At 70.5% G+C, this 14,121-nt stretch carries 10 protein-coding genes; 5 read left to right on the top strand and 5 right to left on the bottom strand.

The window, feature by feature from the left end; all coding sequences use genetic code 11:
- Nucleotides 1-37 precede the first annotated feature (37 nt).
- The gene (locus ACFY1E_RS28350; protein WP_389080482.1) at nucleotides 38-1,399 is read left to right on the top strand and encodes a hypothetical protein; all 1,362 of its coding nucleotides are present in this window, start codon (nucleotides 38-40) and stop codon (nucleotides 1,397-1,399) included.
- A gap of 46 nt (nucleotides 1,400-1,445) precedes the next feature.
- Complete coding sequence (locus ACFY1E_RS28345) at nucleotides 1,446-2,177, top strand: hypothetical protein (protein ID WP_389080480.1); 732 nt, start codon at nucleotides 1,446-1,448, stop codon at nucleotides 2,175-2,177.
- On the opposite strand, the gene ACFY1E_RS28340 is transcribed toward ACFY1E_RS28345, so the two are convergent.
- On the bottom strand, nucleotides 2,164-2,583 hold the full coding sequence (locus tag ACFY1E_RS28340; RefSeq protein WP_389080545.1) for an NUDIX hydrolase: 420 nt from the start codon (nucleotides 2,581-2,583) through the stop codon (nucleotides 2,164-2,166). The two genes, ACFY1E_RS28345 and ACFY1E_RS28340, sit on opposite strands and share 14 nt — an antisense overlap.
- 470 nt (nucleotides 2,584-3,053) lie before the next feature.
- On the opposite strand from ACFY1E_RS28340, the gene ACFY1E_RS28335 reads away from it, so the two are divergent.
- A complete protein-coding gene (locus tag ACFY1E_RS28335) occupies nucleotides 3,054-4,058 on the top strand; it encodes an esterase/lipase family protein (RefSeq protein ID WP_389080479.1) in 1,005 nt (334 codons plus the stop codon).
- 550 nt (nucleotides 4,059-4,608) lie between these two features.
- Here the strand turns inward: ACFY1E_RS28335 and ACFY1E_RS28330 are convergent.
- A complete protein-coding gene (locus ACFY1E_RS28330; protein ID WP_389080478.1) occupies nucleotides 4,609-6,315 on the bottom strand; it encodes a DUF2264 domain-containing protein in 1,707 nt (568 codons plus the stop codon).
- An 81-nt stretch (nucleotides 6,316-6,396) separates the two neighbouring features.
- Nucleotides 6,397-7,440, bottom strand: coding sequence for a rhamnogalacturonan acetylesterase (locus tag ACFY1E_RS28325; RefSeq protein ID WP_389080476.1), 1,044 nt, complete (start codon nucleotides 7,438-7,440; stop codon nucleotides 6,397-6,399).
- A gap of 201 nt (nucleotides 7,441-7,641) precedes the next feature.
- Here ACFY1E_RS28325 and ACFY1E_RS28320 point away from each other — a divergent pair, with 201 nt between their 5' ends.
- Nucleotides 7,642-9,318: a rhamnogalacturonan lyase B N-terminal domain-containing protein gene (locus ACFY1E_RS28320; RefSeq protein ID WP_389080475.1), complete on the top strand. Its 1,677-nt coding sequence runs from the start codon at nucleotides 7,642-7,644 to the stop codon at nucleotides 9,316-9,318.
- A gap of 2 nt (nucleotides 9,319-9,320) precedes the next feature.
- Here the strand turns inward: ACFY1E_RS28320 and ACFY1E_RS28315 are convergent, their stop codons facing one another.
- Nucleotides 9,321-10,733, bottom strand: a complete 1,413-nt coding sequence (locus ACFY1E_RS28315; RefSeq protein WP_389080473.1) for an RICIN domain-containing protein — start codon at nucleotides 10,731-10,733, stop codon at nucleotides 9,321-9,323.
- Nucleotide 10,734: 1 nt separating this feature from the next.
- Nucleotides 10,735-11,823: a family 43 glycosylhydrolase gene (locus ACFY1E_RS28310; protein ID WP_389080544.1), complete on the bottom strand. Its 1,089-nt coding sequence runs from the start codon at nucleotides 11,821-11,823 to the stop codon at nucleotides 10,735-10,737.
- Nucleotides 11,824-12,010: 187 nt separating this feature from the next.
- Here ACFY1E_RS28310 and ACFY1E_RS28305 point away from each other — a divergent pair, with 187 nt between their 5' ends.
- Nucleotides 12,011-14,110 (top strand): autotransporter, encoded by a 2,100-nt coding sequence (locus tag ACFY1E_RS28305; protein WP_389080471.1) that lies wholly within the window; start codon nucleotides 12,011-12,013, stop codon nucleotides 14,108-14,110.
- Nucleotides 14,111-14,121 lie beyond the last annotated feature (11 nt).

Here is a 14,121-nt window from a genome sequence, read left to right as displayed (position 1 = left end):
GCGTGCCTTGTCTCAACAGCAGCTGGGACGCGGTCCCTTGAGATCGGACGACACCGCACCGGAACCCGGCGGGCCGAGCGAGGCCGCACGGTTCGTCGGCTGGCTGGGCAGCCTCGGCTGCGCCGCCGCCGGGTATGCCGTGTTCCAGTTCCTGTTCGGGGTGCTGCCCGGCTCCCTCGGCGGGGAGGCCGCCAAATACCTGATCTCAGGGGTCAGCGGCATCGGGACCGGCGTGGCCGCCTGGCTCGCGGCGGCACTGCTCAGGGCCCGGGCCGCCGCCGGGCCCTCCCGGCCCGCCACCACCGCCCCCGTCACCACGCAGCCCTCCGCGCCGGGCCCGCTCCCCCAGGTCTTCGCCGCCGCGTACGGCACGCTCGTCGACAAGGTGTGCGCGGTCGACGACCCGGTCCGCGGACGGCTCACCGGCTGGTCGCACTCCCTCGGCGAGAGCAGCCCGCCCCGCCCCACCTCCGTCGGGACCGCGTACGGCCTGCACATCATGCTCGACTTCGGCGTACCCGACGGACGGCTGCGCACCGGTGATCTCGTCGACACGCTGTGGCGGCTGCGGCTGCCCGCCGGGGGCTGGTCCGCACGGTCGCAGGGCGCGGAGCCACGGCCCGAGGTCACCGCGCTGGTGCTGGGTGCGCTGGCCCGGGCGGGGGCGTCCGGCGAGCGGCTGGCGGCGGAGGTGAGCCGCTGCGCGGCCGGCTTCACCCGTGAACTCGACCGCGCCGGGCGGGAGTCGACCCACGTGGTGACGACCGTGCTGCGCGGGCTGCTGCGCGCCGCGCCCGACTCCGCCGTGCTGCCCGTGCTGCGCGAGGCTCTGGCCGACGGCGCGATCAGCGACCCGCGCCGTGAGCACCTGCGCTGCTGGAGCTACCGTCTCGACCCGCCGTACGGCATGCCCTCCGCACTGCACACCGCGCAGGCGGTGGTGGCCCTCGACCGGGCCGCCCGGGTGCTGGACGAACCCGAGGGCGCGGGCGCCCGCTCCGCCCGCGAGGACGGCGTGCGCTGGCTGCTGGCCTGCGCCGCCGCGTCCCACACCCGCTGCCCGGACCTGCGGAACCTGCGCGAGGAGGTGCGCCGCCCCCGCACCGACGATCCCGAGCGCCACGAGGTGCTGAACGTACGGCACTTCACCGCCTCCTGGGTGCTGCGCGCGCTGATGACCCCGGGTGCCCGCGAGGTCGCGGCGCAGGACGGGCTGGAGGAGGCGTGGCGGGAGCGGCTGGACGGCGCGGCGGCCGCCGTGTGGGCCGGGCAGACGGACGGCATCTGGTCCTGGGGCCGGACCGACAGCAGTGAGCTGCGGCATCCCATGTGGATGACCTACCAAGGTCTTTCGGCGCTGCGGGCACATGCCGTATGGATGTATCGACCGGAAGAATGAACCGGAAGCGGTGACCCGAGAGCAGTGAGCGCGGAGGTATGTGTGCATGGGCGGTCGGCAGGTTCTGGCGGCGCGACGACTGCTGACCGGGACGCTGGACGGTGAACTGCCCGAACACGAACGGGTCGCCGCGGCCCGCTCCGTCGTCGCCGAACTCGGTTCCCCCGAGCGGCTGTTGGAGCTGATCGCCGAACTGGCCTCCGGGGAGGGGGATCCGGAAGGGTGCGCCCGGCTCTCGTACCGGCACGTCCTCGGCTTCGACAAGCTGCTGCTGATCGACGGCGGACCGCGGCTCATGCTCCGCGCCCACGTGTGGCACCCGGGCGCCGGCGCGATCGGCAAGGAGGACATCCACAACCACCGTTCCCCGCTCGCCTCTTACGTCGTGCGGGGGCGGCTCGCCATGGAGTTGTACGACGTCGAGGGCGGCGGCGGGGACGGCATCGCGGCCGCCCGGTACGAGGAGTCGCTGAAGGAGGGTTCGGCGGACTGGCTGCTGGAGCCGGCCGGTCCGGCGCGGCTGCGGATGACGCATGTGGGGCAGTACGCGGCGGGCAGCGCCTACGCCCTGCCCGCGCACACCCTGCACCGCGCCTGGTGCGACACGGACGTGCCCACGGTGACGCTGTTCCTGGAGACGGGGAGCGGACGACGCCGGCACACCGACGTGTTCACCGCGGCGGGCCGGCATCCGGGCGCCGTAGCGAAGGTGCCGCTGGAGAGGGACGACTACCTGGCAGCGCTGAGCGGACTCGCCGAACTGCTCAGGAGCTCATGAAGGCCTGGTCCACGATGTCGAGGTTGTACTCGTCGATCTCGACCGTGGTCAGCTCGGAGCGTGCGAGCCAGGCGTAGGACTGGTCGGGCCGAGGGAGGGTGATCTGCTCGCTCAACGGCCTGACCAGGAAGTTCTCCTGCCAGTTCTTGATCTCGCGCCCTCGGTACTCGCTGACGAAGGACGACTCGCCGACCTTGCGGACGACCTCCCCGAGGAGCCCCGTCTCCTCCTTCAGCTCCCGCAGCGCGCCGTCCCGGGCGCTCTCGTCCGGATCGAGCTTGCCGCAGGGGACGCCCCACACTCCGGGCAGGAACTTCTCCGTCTCACTGCGGCGGACCAGGAGCACCCGGCCCTCGTCGTCCATGACGACGGCAGCCGCCAGTCGCTTGTCGCCGGGGATGTCCATGTCCATGGTTCCTCGGTCCCTCGCCGGAGATGAGCCCAAAGGGTCTGATACCCACGAAAGCCCCCACTCTACCAAGGACTCACCGCCGAGCGCTGTGAGCCGGGTCATGAGAGGCGGGTTTACCGGCCCGGTTCGTCCAGGTGGCGGCCGGTTCGATGACGCGGTCGACCATGCCGGTGACGGCCCGGGCGGGTGTTTCCCGTGGAATCCCGGTCATACCGGCAGGCCAGGAGCACCTCGTTTCGGTGACGGCCGCACTGTCCGTGCGTAAACCGTTCGCCTCACGCCCCATCCGTTCGAGTCACGCCCGGCCCCTTCGTCCTCGCCGAGTTGTGAGAGGACACGGTCCGGACGGGTGAAATCGCTGCTCCATGAGGGGCGTTGCGCGCGGTCGTCACGCACCGCGCGCACACCGCTCCTCGATCATCTCGGCGTCGGCGCTCGGCCGGCCCGAGACGAGGAGCGGCGCGATGACTGATCGAAATGTTCCCTGGAAGCGGTCGGCCCGGCGGCGCGCCAGGTGGGCCGCGGTCTGTGCGGGGTTCGCCCTGTCGCTGGCCGTGGCGCAGCAGGGCGCGGCGGTCGCGGCCGACAGTCCCGCGCCTCCTCCGCCACCACGGAACATCCTGGCCCTCCCGGCGGCGGGGGTCGGCGGGCTCCTCGACCCGGACGGGTCACCGGCCGGGGCCGACGACTGGAACTGCAAGCCCACGCGTCAGCATCCGCGCCCGGTCGTCCTGGTGCACGGGACCTTCGCGAACGCCAGGCTCAACTGGGGCCTGCTGTCGCCGTACCTGAAGCAGCAGGGCTACTGCGTCTTCGCCGTCAACTACGGCGGGGCGCCCGGCAGTCCGGTCAAGGCGACCGCGCACGTCCCGGACTCCGCCCGGCAGATCGCCGCCTACGTCGACCGCGTGCTGCAGGCCACCGGGGCCAAGCAGGTCGACCTCGTCGGGCATTCCCAGGGGGGTGGTCTGACGCCCCGCTGGTACCTGCGGTTCGAGGGCGGCACGAATCCCGCGCACCCGAAGCGGAACAAGGTGCACAGCCTCATCGGCCTGGCGCCGTCCAACCACGGCACGACCGCCTCCGGCCTCGGCACACTGACCACCAAGCTGGGCCTCAACCAGCCCGTTTCCCTCCTCCTCGGCCAGGCCTACGCGGACCAGATGGTGGGCTCCGAGGTGAACAAGACCCTGGACCGGGACGGGGACACACAGCCGGGCGTCTCCTACACCGTCATCGCCACCAGGTTCGACGAGGTCGTCACCCCGTACACGCACCAGTTCCTGACCCCGGGACCGGGCGCGACCGTCAAGAACATCACCATCCAGGACGTCTGCCGCCAGGACCTCTCCGAACACGTCTCGATCGCCTACGACTCCAACGCCGCCCAACTCGTGCGCAACGCCCTCGATCCCGCCCACGCCCAGCCCGTCCAGTGCGGCCTCACCCTGCCCGTGCTCGGCGGCTGAATCCCGCCACGCGGTGACCTCCGCCGCCCCGGGAGACCGGGGCGGCGGCCTTGCGATCGCCCGGCGGCGACAGGGGGACATGACTTCGGCAAGGCCCATGACCACGCACCGCCGGGTCCGGACCGCCCGTAAGCCCGTCGTCGCCGGACTCGCCGCGACCGCCGCGTTCGCCGGTGCCCGTACGCCACGGCCGGTGCCTCGACCCGACCGCCTGCGGGCTCTCGGTCACCACCAGCTCGGTGAGCCTGCCGGCCAAGTTCCCCTGTCTTTCGCCGGGTCACCACAACACGCGGGAGGGGACGCGGACGGCGACCGCTGCCGTTCGTGCGATGGCATGTTCGGCCGGCGCGTCGTCGCAGGACTTGGCGGGGACGGGGCAGGACACGGCCTCGTCCGGGCCGGGCACCGGACGAGGTCCGGCGGCAGCCTGCGGACCCGGCCCGCGCCCGTACGGACCAGCGAGTGCGCGGACCCGGCCGCGCGGCGCGCGGGGTTCAGCCCTGCGCGCCGCCGCCACTCCGCAGGCTCGCGCGTCCCCCGTCGTGAGTCATCACCCTGTGGGACGGGACTCCTCCACGACGATCTCGTCCCGCACTCCGCGGAGCCGGACCCGGACCTCGGGCCCGTCGCTCCAGCGCACGGTCAACTCCCCGGCCCCGTCGACCCGTACGCTCACCGTTTCCCCCAGCGGCACGGGATCCTTCTCCCCGGTCAGCCGGGCCAGCGCCACGAACATGGTCACTTCCGCGCCGGTGACCCCGGTGAGCGCGTCGGAGAGCCCGACGACCGGCGACAACTCGGCCTGCAGGCCCTCTTCCGCCGCCCACCCGGTCACTCGCACCGCCGTCCCCGGCTCGGCACCCGCCACCAGGTGCGCCCGCACCTCCACGGCCCCGCGAGCCAGCACCACGCTGGTCACCCGGGCTCCCCCGCCCGCAGTGTGCCGGGAGGCGACCCACCCTTCCGCCACGCCCAACGGCTCGATGTCCGTCCGGCTCGGATCGCCCCCGACGATCACGCTGTTGTCGTACGACGAGGAGGGCTTGGTCACCGTCGAGTAGGCGAGGCGCGTGTAGTACGGGTCGTAGCGGACGTCCTCGCTGCCGTGGTTGTGGAGGCGGACCACGCCGTCCGAACACGTGGACTGCAGGAGCCAGTTGGGGGCCGCGATCGGGGTGAGGGCGTCGGAGCGCTCCGCCGGGCCCGGCTCCTCCGTCGCCGTCCACACCGGGTGGTCCGGCGGCAGGAGCAGGCCGAGGAAGCCCTTGCTCGCCCAGTACGGGGAGGCGGGGCCCGAATAGCCTTGCAGGACGGCCGTGTCGGGGCCGTGCCAGCCGAGGGTGAGCAGGCCGCGGGAGTCCATCGCGCCGCGCTCCAGGAAGTACTTCAGGGCCCCCGAGGCCAGCCGCCGCGTCTCGCCCGGCGGCAGCGGCGTGTGTCCCGTCAGTGCGCCCAGCCACAGCGGGGCCGTCGTCGCGAAGCGGTAGGTGAGCGAGCGGCCCTGGTGCATCGGGGCGCCGTCGCCGCCGAACAGGCGGGCGTAGTCCTCGAGATGGCGGGAGAGCCTGCCCCCGTACAGGTCGAGCAGGGCGGTGTCCTGCGCCAGCCAGGCGTGCAGCACCGGGTACAGGTGCATCGCCCAGCCGTTGTAGTGGTCGAACTTGCGGCCGTCGCCGTCGGTGTACCAGCCGTCGCCGACGTACCAGGCCTCTATGCGCTCCAGGCCGCGGTCGATCGCCTTGCGGGACGCCTCTGTCTCGTGACCGATGTCGGCGAGGAATCCGCCCACCGTCACCGGGAACAACTCCCAGTTGCAGGGCCAGGCTTCGGCGGTCAGCGCGTCCTCGAGCCAGCCGGCCGCCCGCTGTCGTACGCCGTCGTCGAGGCGGTCCCACAGCAGCGGGCGGGTCAGTCGCAGCGCGAGGGCGATCGACGCCGCCTCGACCAGGGGCTGGCTGCGGTCCTCGATCCGCGGCCAGACACCCGCGACACCGGCCGCGAGCCCGTCGGCGTAGCGCTGCAGCACGGTCTCGTCACGGCGGAAGGCGGCGGCGAGCAGCGTGCGGGCGTAGCCCTCCAGGCCGTCGGAGAGCCGTCCGGACCAGCTCGTGCGGTCGCCGGGGAGGTGGTAGAGCGCGCCGCCCTCCGCGGCGTACGGTTCGACCGCGGCGAGCAGGGCGTCCGCGGCCGCCTCCCAGTGGGCCCGGGTGCAGCCGGTGTGCGGACTGGCGGTGCGGTCCTCGGCAGGCAGGTGCATCGGTTCTCTTTCAGGAGCTGCGGCGACGGACGAAGGGTGGGACCTGGGGCGCCCCGGTTCCGGTCGAGACGCCCCAGGAGTTCATCGCTCCCGCACCAGTCCCTCCGGTACCAGATGCTGGGCGACAAGTGCGTCGCGGACAAGTCCTGCGTACACCGTGGCGCCGTGGACGGAGGTGTGGGTGTTGTCCCTCTTCTCGTGGTAGAGGTAGATCGCCTTGGAGCCCTCGACGCCCAGGGACTCCACCAGCGCCTTCGTCCCGGCCGTCAGGTCGACGAGCGGCACGTGCTGCGCCGCGGCGACCGAGCGGATGACAGCAGGATGGTCCACTCCGAGGCCGTTGACCAGCAGTGCGGTGTCGTTGTTCAAAGTGCCGTCCGCATTGAACCAGCGCCGCACGACGGGGGTCACGAGCACCGGTTCGCCGCCCTTCTCCCGTACACCTGCCACCAGTGTCTCCAAGTTGGCCCGGTACGTCGCCTCGTCCGTGGTCTTGTCATTGTGGGCGAGCTGGATCAGGACCAGGTCGCCGGGGCGGATCAGCGGCTGGACGGTGGCCCAGAGCTGCGGGTTCCGCAGATACGTCACCGTACTCTCGCCGGAGTCCGCGTAGTTGGCGACGGACAGGCCCCTGCGGAGGTACTGCGGCAGCTGCTGGCCCCAGCCGGAGTACGGGGCGGCGGGCTGGTCGCAGACCGTGGAGTCGCCTACCAGGAGGATCTGGTGGGCGTGCCGGGCGGGAGTGACGCTGATGCCGGCGAGCGCGGGGGCCGAGCCGCCGACCGCCAGATCCAGACCGGGAGTTCCGTCCGGACCCATCGGCTCGCCCTCCGGTGTGCGCACGTTCACCGTGAAGCTGCGGGCGACCCGCTCACCGGCCGCCGCGGCCGTCTCGGGCAGCAGGGAGCGTCGGGTCTCGCCGCTGATGCTCGTGCTGGACGCGGCCTCGCCGCCGAGGAGGACCTTCACGTCGTACGTGCCGGGCGGTACGGCGAAGTGGCAGGCGCCGGCGGTGCAGTTCTCCATGCCGAGGGGACGGGGCTTCTCGTGGGCCTGGGCCGGTGCGGCCGTCAGGCCGGTGCTCAGTGTCAGCGCCGCCAGCAAGGCGAGCTTGAAACGTCTCATTCGGGTGCCCTCCGAGGAAACGACCGACGACAAGGCCTGGCGGCAGGGACCGTACCGCTCGCCACAAGCGCTTTCTAGACCTTGAACCGATTTCGCAAGATTGCCAACCTCCTGCGCGTGAAAGCTCTTTCGCGAAATCGATTCAACTGTCACCCTCACAACCACTCCACCCCCACACGGCTTCCGGAGGAGGCACCCCCCATGTCCGAAACCGCGAACAGACCGGTCGGCCGCCGCACCTTCGTCCTCGGTTCCGCCGCTGCCGCCGGGACGGCCGCCCTCGCCGGACCGCTCGCCGCCACGGCGTCGGCCGCGGGGTTCGGCTACTCCGACGACGGCTCGAACTACGTCGTCGACACCGGCGCGAGCCTCGTCTTCAAGGTCAGCAAGACCAACGGCGACCTGACCTCGCTGGTCTACAAGGGCACCGAGTACCAGGGCTACGGCGGCAAGAACTCGCACATCGAGTCCGGTCTCGGCACCTCCACGGTGACGATCAAGCAGTCCGGTTCGACAATCCTCATCTCCGTCGCCCACGGCACCCTCAAGCACTACTACGCGGCCCGCAGCGGCGAGAACAACGTCTACCTGTGGACCAACAAGGCAGACGACTCGGTCAGCGCCACCCGCTACATCGTGCGCGTCAAGGCCGGCATGTTCCTCAACGACGAGCCCGACTCGTACACTTACGCGCCGACCACCGTCGAGGCCTCGGACGTCTTCGAGAAGTCCGACGGCCAGACCCGCTCCAAGCACTACTCGAAGCTCCGCGTCATCGACTACGACTACATCGGCTGGTCCACGGGGAGCGTCGGCCTGTACGTGGTCCGCTCCAACCACGAGAAGGCCTCCGGAGGCCCCTTCTACCGCTCCCTGCTGCGCCACCAGAGCGCCGACGGCGGCGGCCTGTACGAGATCCTCTACTACGGCGAGAACCAGACGGAGGCCCAGCGCTTCGGCCTCCAGGGCCCGTACGTCATCGCCTTCACGGACGGCAGCGCACCTTCCTCCGCGCTGTACCACGCGAACCTCACCACCTCCTGGGCGGACTCGCTCGGCATCTCCGGATACGTCGCGGCGAGCGGACGCGGCAGGGTCGCCGGCGTCGGGATCACCGGGCGGAACACGGCGTTCCCGTACACCGTCGGACTCGCCAACCCGGCCGCGCAGTACTGGGGTCCGGCCCGCGCCTCGGACGGCTACTTCTCCATCCCGGGGGTGCTCCCGGGGACGTACACGCTCACCGTCTTCAAGGGTGAACTGGCCGTCCACACCGGCTCGGTGACGGTCACCGCGGGCGGCACGACGACCCTCAACACCATCGCGATCCCATCGTCGAACGACCCCGGCAACGCGAGCGCGATCTGGCGCATCGGGGAGTGGAACGGCTCCCCGAGCGGGTTCAAGAACGCGGACCTGATGACGTACGCGCACCCGTCCGACAGCCGGGCCGCGTCCTGGACCGGCAACGTCGTCATCGGCAGCGGGACGGAGACCTCGGCCTTCCCCTGCTACCTCTGGAAGGACGTCAACAGCGGCATCGTCGTCTACTTCAAGCTGACGGCCGCGCAGACCGCCGCCGCGCACACCCTGCGCATCGGTGTGACGACGGCGTACGCCAACGGCCGGCCGCAGATCAGCGTCAACGACTGGACCTCGTCGATCCCCTCGCCGCCCGGCCAGCCAAGCACCCGGTCGCTGACCGTGGGCTCGTACCGGGGCAACAACCACACGTTCACATACAGCGTTCCGGCAAGTGCCTGGCTCTCCGACACCAGCCAGTACAACGTGCTGAAGATCAATGTGGTGAGCGGCTCGGGGACGACGTCCTTCCTCAGTGCGGGCACGTCGATCGACGCGATCGATCTCCTGACCTGACGTCAGGTTCCACGCGTCCACTGCTGGTTGGTGCCTCCGTTGCAGGTGTACGTGATGATCGCGGCGGAGTTGGCGGTGGACGCGCCGGACACGTCCAGGCACTCGCCGCTCGCGCGGGACGTGACGTTGACGTAGGAGCCGGAGGTGGTCAGTGACCACTGCTGGGTGGTGGCAGAGCTGCTGCAGTTCTCCTGGGTGACGGTGCTCGCGTTCTCCTGCACGCACAGGGAGCTGTTCCTGACCACCAGCTGGTAGTAGCCGCTGCCGAGGGACTTGAACCAGTACTTCTGGTTGGTGCCGCCGTTGCAGTCGTACTGCTTGATCTGGGCGCCCTGCCACAGCGACTGGTTGGTCACGTCGGCGCACCTGCCGCTGTGCCGTGCGATCAGCGTGTTGTACGTGGCGCTGGTGCCGGTGACGGTCCCGGCGGCAGTGTCGACGGTGAGCTCCGGGGACCAGGACATGGACATCGAGGTGGAGCTCGGGAAGGTCAGCGGGAGCCAGACGTACCGGGAGTCGTTGACCGTGCCGCCGAAGGAGTTGCCCCAGCGGTCGCCCATGTAGAGGTACGAGGTGCCGGAAGTCCCCTGGATGGGAAGGACGTACGCGGTCTGCGAGCCGTAGGCGGTGGAGTCGCCGACGTTCGTCATCGAGGTCCATGGGCCGGAGAGGCTGGTGGCGGTGGCGTACTGCTGCTGGTTGGGGCTCCAGCCGGTGGCGCCCGACGTCAGCATGAAGTAGACACCGCCCCGCTTGAACAGGGCCGGGGCCTCGCGGTGGCCGCCCGGCCACGGGTTGGCGACCAGCGAGGCGATGCCGGTGTAGTCGGCGGTGAGCTCGTAGATGTGCAGGTCGTAGTTCTCGTTGGCGGCCGAGACCATGTAGGCCGTGCCGTCGGTGTCGACGAACGTGGTGATGTCCCGGGACATGTACTGGCCGAGCGGCTGGAAACTGCCCTGGTAGGTGTAGTTCCCGTCGACGGTGTCGGAGACGGCGACGGCCGCGCGGGCCTGGCTGTAGTCGACGCCGTTCTCCTTGTGCATCCACATGACGAACTTGCCGGTGGCGGCGTTGTAGATGACCTTCGGGCGCTCGATGTAGGCGGTGCCGAGCTCGGCGGCGGACGACTGGGTCAGGACGTGGTTCCTGAACTCCCAGTTCTTCAGGTCGGTGGAGCGGTAGGCGTCCACGTATCTGAAGGTGTTGTCGCTGTTGCGGTCCTCGCCGAACCAGTAGTAGTACGAGCCGACCTTGATGACGCCGCCGCCGTGGGCATGGACGGCGCCTCCCGAAGTGTCCGTGAACTGAACGCCGTTGGGGACGGTCTGGGCGGCGGCCTGCGCGAGGCCGGCGGTCACCAATGCCCCGGCCAACGCCAGACAGAGCGCGAGCAGTACCGCGTACGCACGTCTCATGTCACGCACTCTCCATCGCGGAGCCGGCGACCGTGTCGGCCACGGGCACGCCGAAGTGGGGGGTGCCGTCCTGGTTCCAGCCCAGCTTCTGGATCCTGGTGTGGCGGTTGGGGTCGTTCAGGGGGTCGCCGGTGATCTCCTTGTACTGGCGGGCGTGGTAGACGAGGACGTCACTGCGGCCGTCCTCGGCGACCGTGAAGCAGTTGTGGCCGGGGCCGTACTGCTCGGTGGTGTCGTTGCTGGTGAAGACGGGCGTCGGCGACTTGGACCAGTTGGCGGGGTCCATCAGGTCGGCGTTCGCGTCGACGGTCAGCAGGCCCATGCAGTAGTGGTGGTCGGTGGCGCTGGCCGAGTAGGAGAGGAAGAGACGGCCGTTGCGGGCGAGGACGGCGGGGCCCTCATTGACCTTGTAGCCGATGGTCTCCCAGTCGTACTCCGGTGTGGAGAGCCGCACTTGGGGGCCGGTCAGGGTCCAGGGGTTCGCCATCCTCGACAACCACAGGGCGGTGTTGTTGTCCATGCCGGGCTCGTGCTGGGCCCAGACGAGATAGCGGGTGCCGCGGTGGCTGAAGGTGGTGGCGTCCAGGGAGAAGGTCTCCCAGGCGGTCTTCACCTGGCCCCTCTCCACCCAGGTTCCCTTGAAGGGATCGGGGCTGGCGTTCTCCAGGACCCAGATGCGGATGTCCCAGACGCTCTCGGCGGGCGCGGAGGCGAAGTAGATGTACCACTTGCCGCCGATGCGGTGGATCTCCGGCGCCCAGATGTGCGCGCCCATGACACCCGTGGCGTGCTTGGTCCAGATGACGGACTCGGCGGCGGTCGCAAGTCCGTTGAGGGTGCGGGAGCGGCGCAGGATGATGCGGTCGTACTCGGGGACGGTGGCCGTGAAGTAGTAGTGGCCGTCGGCGTGGCGGTGGATGTACGGGTCGGCGCGCTGACGGACGAGGGGGTTCACGAACGGGGCCGCCTTCGCGGTCGGCGCGGCGGTGGCCACGGCGGGGGCGGCCGCCAGGGTGCCCGCGGCCAGGGCCGCTCCCTTGAGCATCAGGCGACGGCTGGGCACTTGGGGCAGGTCGTTGTTGCGGCTCATGCGGCTGCCTCTCATGGGGGGACGTTCGAGGTAGCGAACAACATCTGTGATTACGAACGCCGAAAAGGTAAGGGTGTGGAACGGGGAGGTCAACGGGTCTGACGCGACTGACAGACAGCGCTTTCCCAATTTCGGCCGTGCGGCAGTTTTTCTGTTATCGGCCGCCCTCCCGGCCCGTCTCCTCTACGTGCGCAGCCATACCCCCCACCAGACAGCAGCCTTCGCCGGAGCCCTCGCGGCCGTCGCCGCCCTGCTCTCCACCGCTCCCCCCGCAGCGGCCGCCGGCACCCGTGACGTCACCGCCGAGGTGCTCGCCGACCGGGACGTGACGCTCACCGGCGACGCCGTGGTCACCGTGCCGTCCGGGACGACGACGTACGACGGGGTGTTCCGCGGCGAGGGCACACTCACGGTGCGCGGCGGCGGGACACTGGTCCTCACCAAGGACAGCGACTTCACGCTCCCCCGGTCCCGTCAGCGGCAGGTGGTGAGGACGCAGGGCGGCAACCACCCCTACGTCACCACGGCCGACGACGACCCGCCCGCGATCACCGTCGAGCGGGGCGCGACCCTGCAGTACGGCGTCGGCGGGACGACCGGGCTGATCGGGCACTTCCCGTACAACACCCCGGGGTTCCGGCTCAACCAGGACAACATCCGGGTCGACGGCACGCTGCGGCTGTCGCTGACGAGCGCCTACAACCTGGGCACGATCAGCGGCTCGGGCCTGATCACACAGCCGCGCTTCCTCTGGGGCAGCTGGGCCCTGTCGGGCACCCACTCCTTCTCGGGGGTGATCGACAACGGCACCCAGCTCAGCGCCGGCGCGCCGGAGTTCGCCACCTCGCTGCCGAACGTGCGCAAGGTCCTCAACCAGGGGACCTGGACCGTGGACACGCCTCTCGGTCAGACCGTCACCATGGGCATGGACTTCTACCAGCGCGAGTACGGCAGTGACATCAACGTCCAGTCCCGGCCCGGCAGCAAGGTGGTCCTGACCGGCCAGTACAGCTGGTCGAACCAGGGCGGCGACACCGACCCCTCACTCAGCGACCCGTCCCTGAACTGGACGCCCGCGCACAAGAACGTCAACAAGCGCGGCACCAACATCAAGGGCGCGAACGTCCAGTGGGGCGACGGCACGACCCACAAGATCTTCATGCCGGGCACGGCAGAGACGGTTTACATCAACTTGCTCGCGGCGCGGTCCCGTTCGCTGCTCACGTTCGACTACGACGGGCCGGTGACGCTGGGCGCTCCCATCGGCGGCGGCAGGTTCCACGACACGCTGGCCGCGCCCGGCGCCGGGGACATCGTCGTCAAGGGGACGAAGGGCAACGACGTGACCTTCGCCGCCGTCCAGTACTACAACGGCTCGACGACGGTCGAGAAGGGCGCGGTCCTGCGACTGGGCAGCGGCAGGCCGGGCGGGGACGGCGGGCTCTACACCAAGGGTGACCTCTACAAGGTGGTCGACAACGGCTCGCTGGTGCTGAACAACACGGGCAAGTCCCTGGCGCTGTCCCGGATCAGCGGCAGCGGATCTCTGACGCAGACCGGGACCGCCACGGCCACCCTGACGGGAAGCCAGGTGACGTACACCGGCACCACGACGGTCGAGAAGGGCACCCTGGCGCTGCGCTCCGGTGCGACCCTCGTCCACAGCAAGGCGATCAGACTCGACTCGACGGACTCGCGCCTCGACCCCGGGCCGTCCGGACTGCGCGTGGCCACCACGCTCACCGGCAAGGGCACCGTGAAGGGGGCCGTGACCAACGACGGTGTCGTGGCGGGCGGGGTCACGGTCTCCGGGAGCTACACACAGAGCGCGAAGGGCGAACTGGTCCTGGGCGCCACGCCGTTGAAGGTGACGGGATCATCGGTCCGGCTGGCCGGAGACCTCGACCTGTCGGCCGCCGGGACGAAACCGGGCCCTGCGATCACCGTCATCGAGCATTCGGGGAGGTCGAGGACCACCGGCGCCTTCAAGGGGCTCGAGGAAGGCACACGGCTGAAGCTCGCCGACACCACGTACCGGATCAGTTACCACGGCGGCGACGGCAATGACGTCACCCTGACCGCGACCACCGGGAGCCACTCCCCGACCGCCGCCCGCCCGGACACGGCATCGTCCGGCGGCGCGGTGGCGGGCGGCACCGCGACCAGCGGCCTCGGCTGGTGGCCGTACGTGCTGGCGGCGGGGCTGCTGGTCGGGCTCGTGGTGCCGGCGGTCAGGCGCGGGCGCAGTGGCGGGCGAAGGGGTGGACGGCACGCTGCGCACGGCTAGCCGGCGCTGTG

The sequence above is a fragment of the Streptomyces sp. NPDC001604 genome, from assembly GCF_042893475.1.
Lineage (GTDB): Bacteria > Actinomycetota > Actinomycetes > Streptomycetales > Streptomycetaceae > Streptomyces.
Note: the sequence above shows the minus strand (reverse complement) of the source record. Positions and strands in the feature narration are given on the sequence as shown.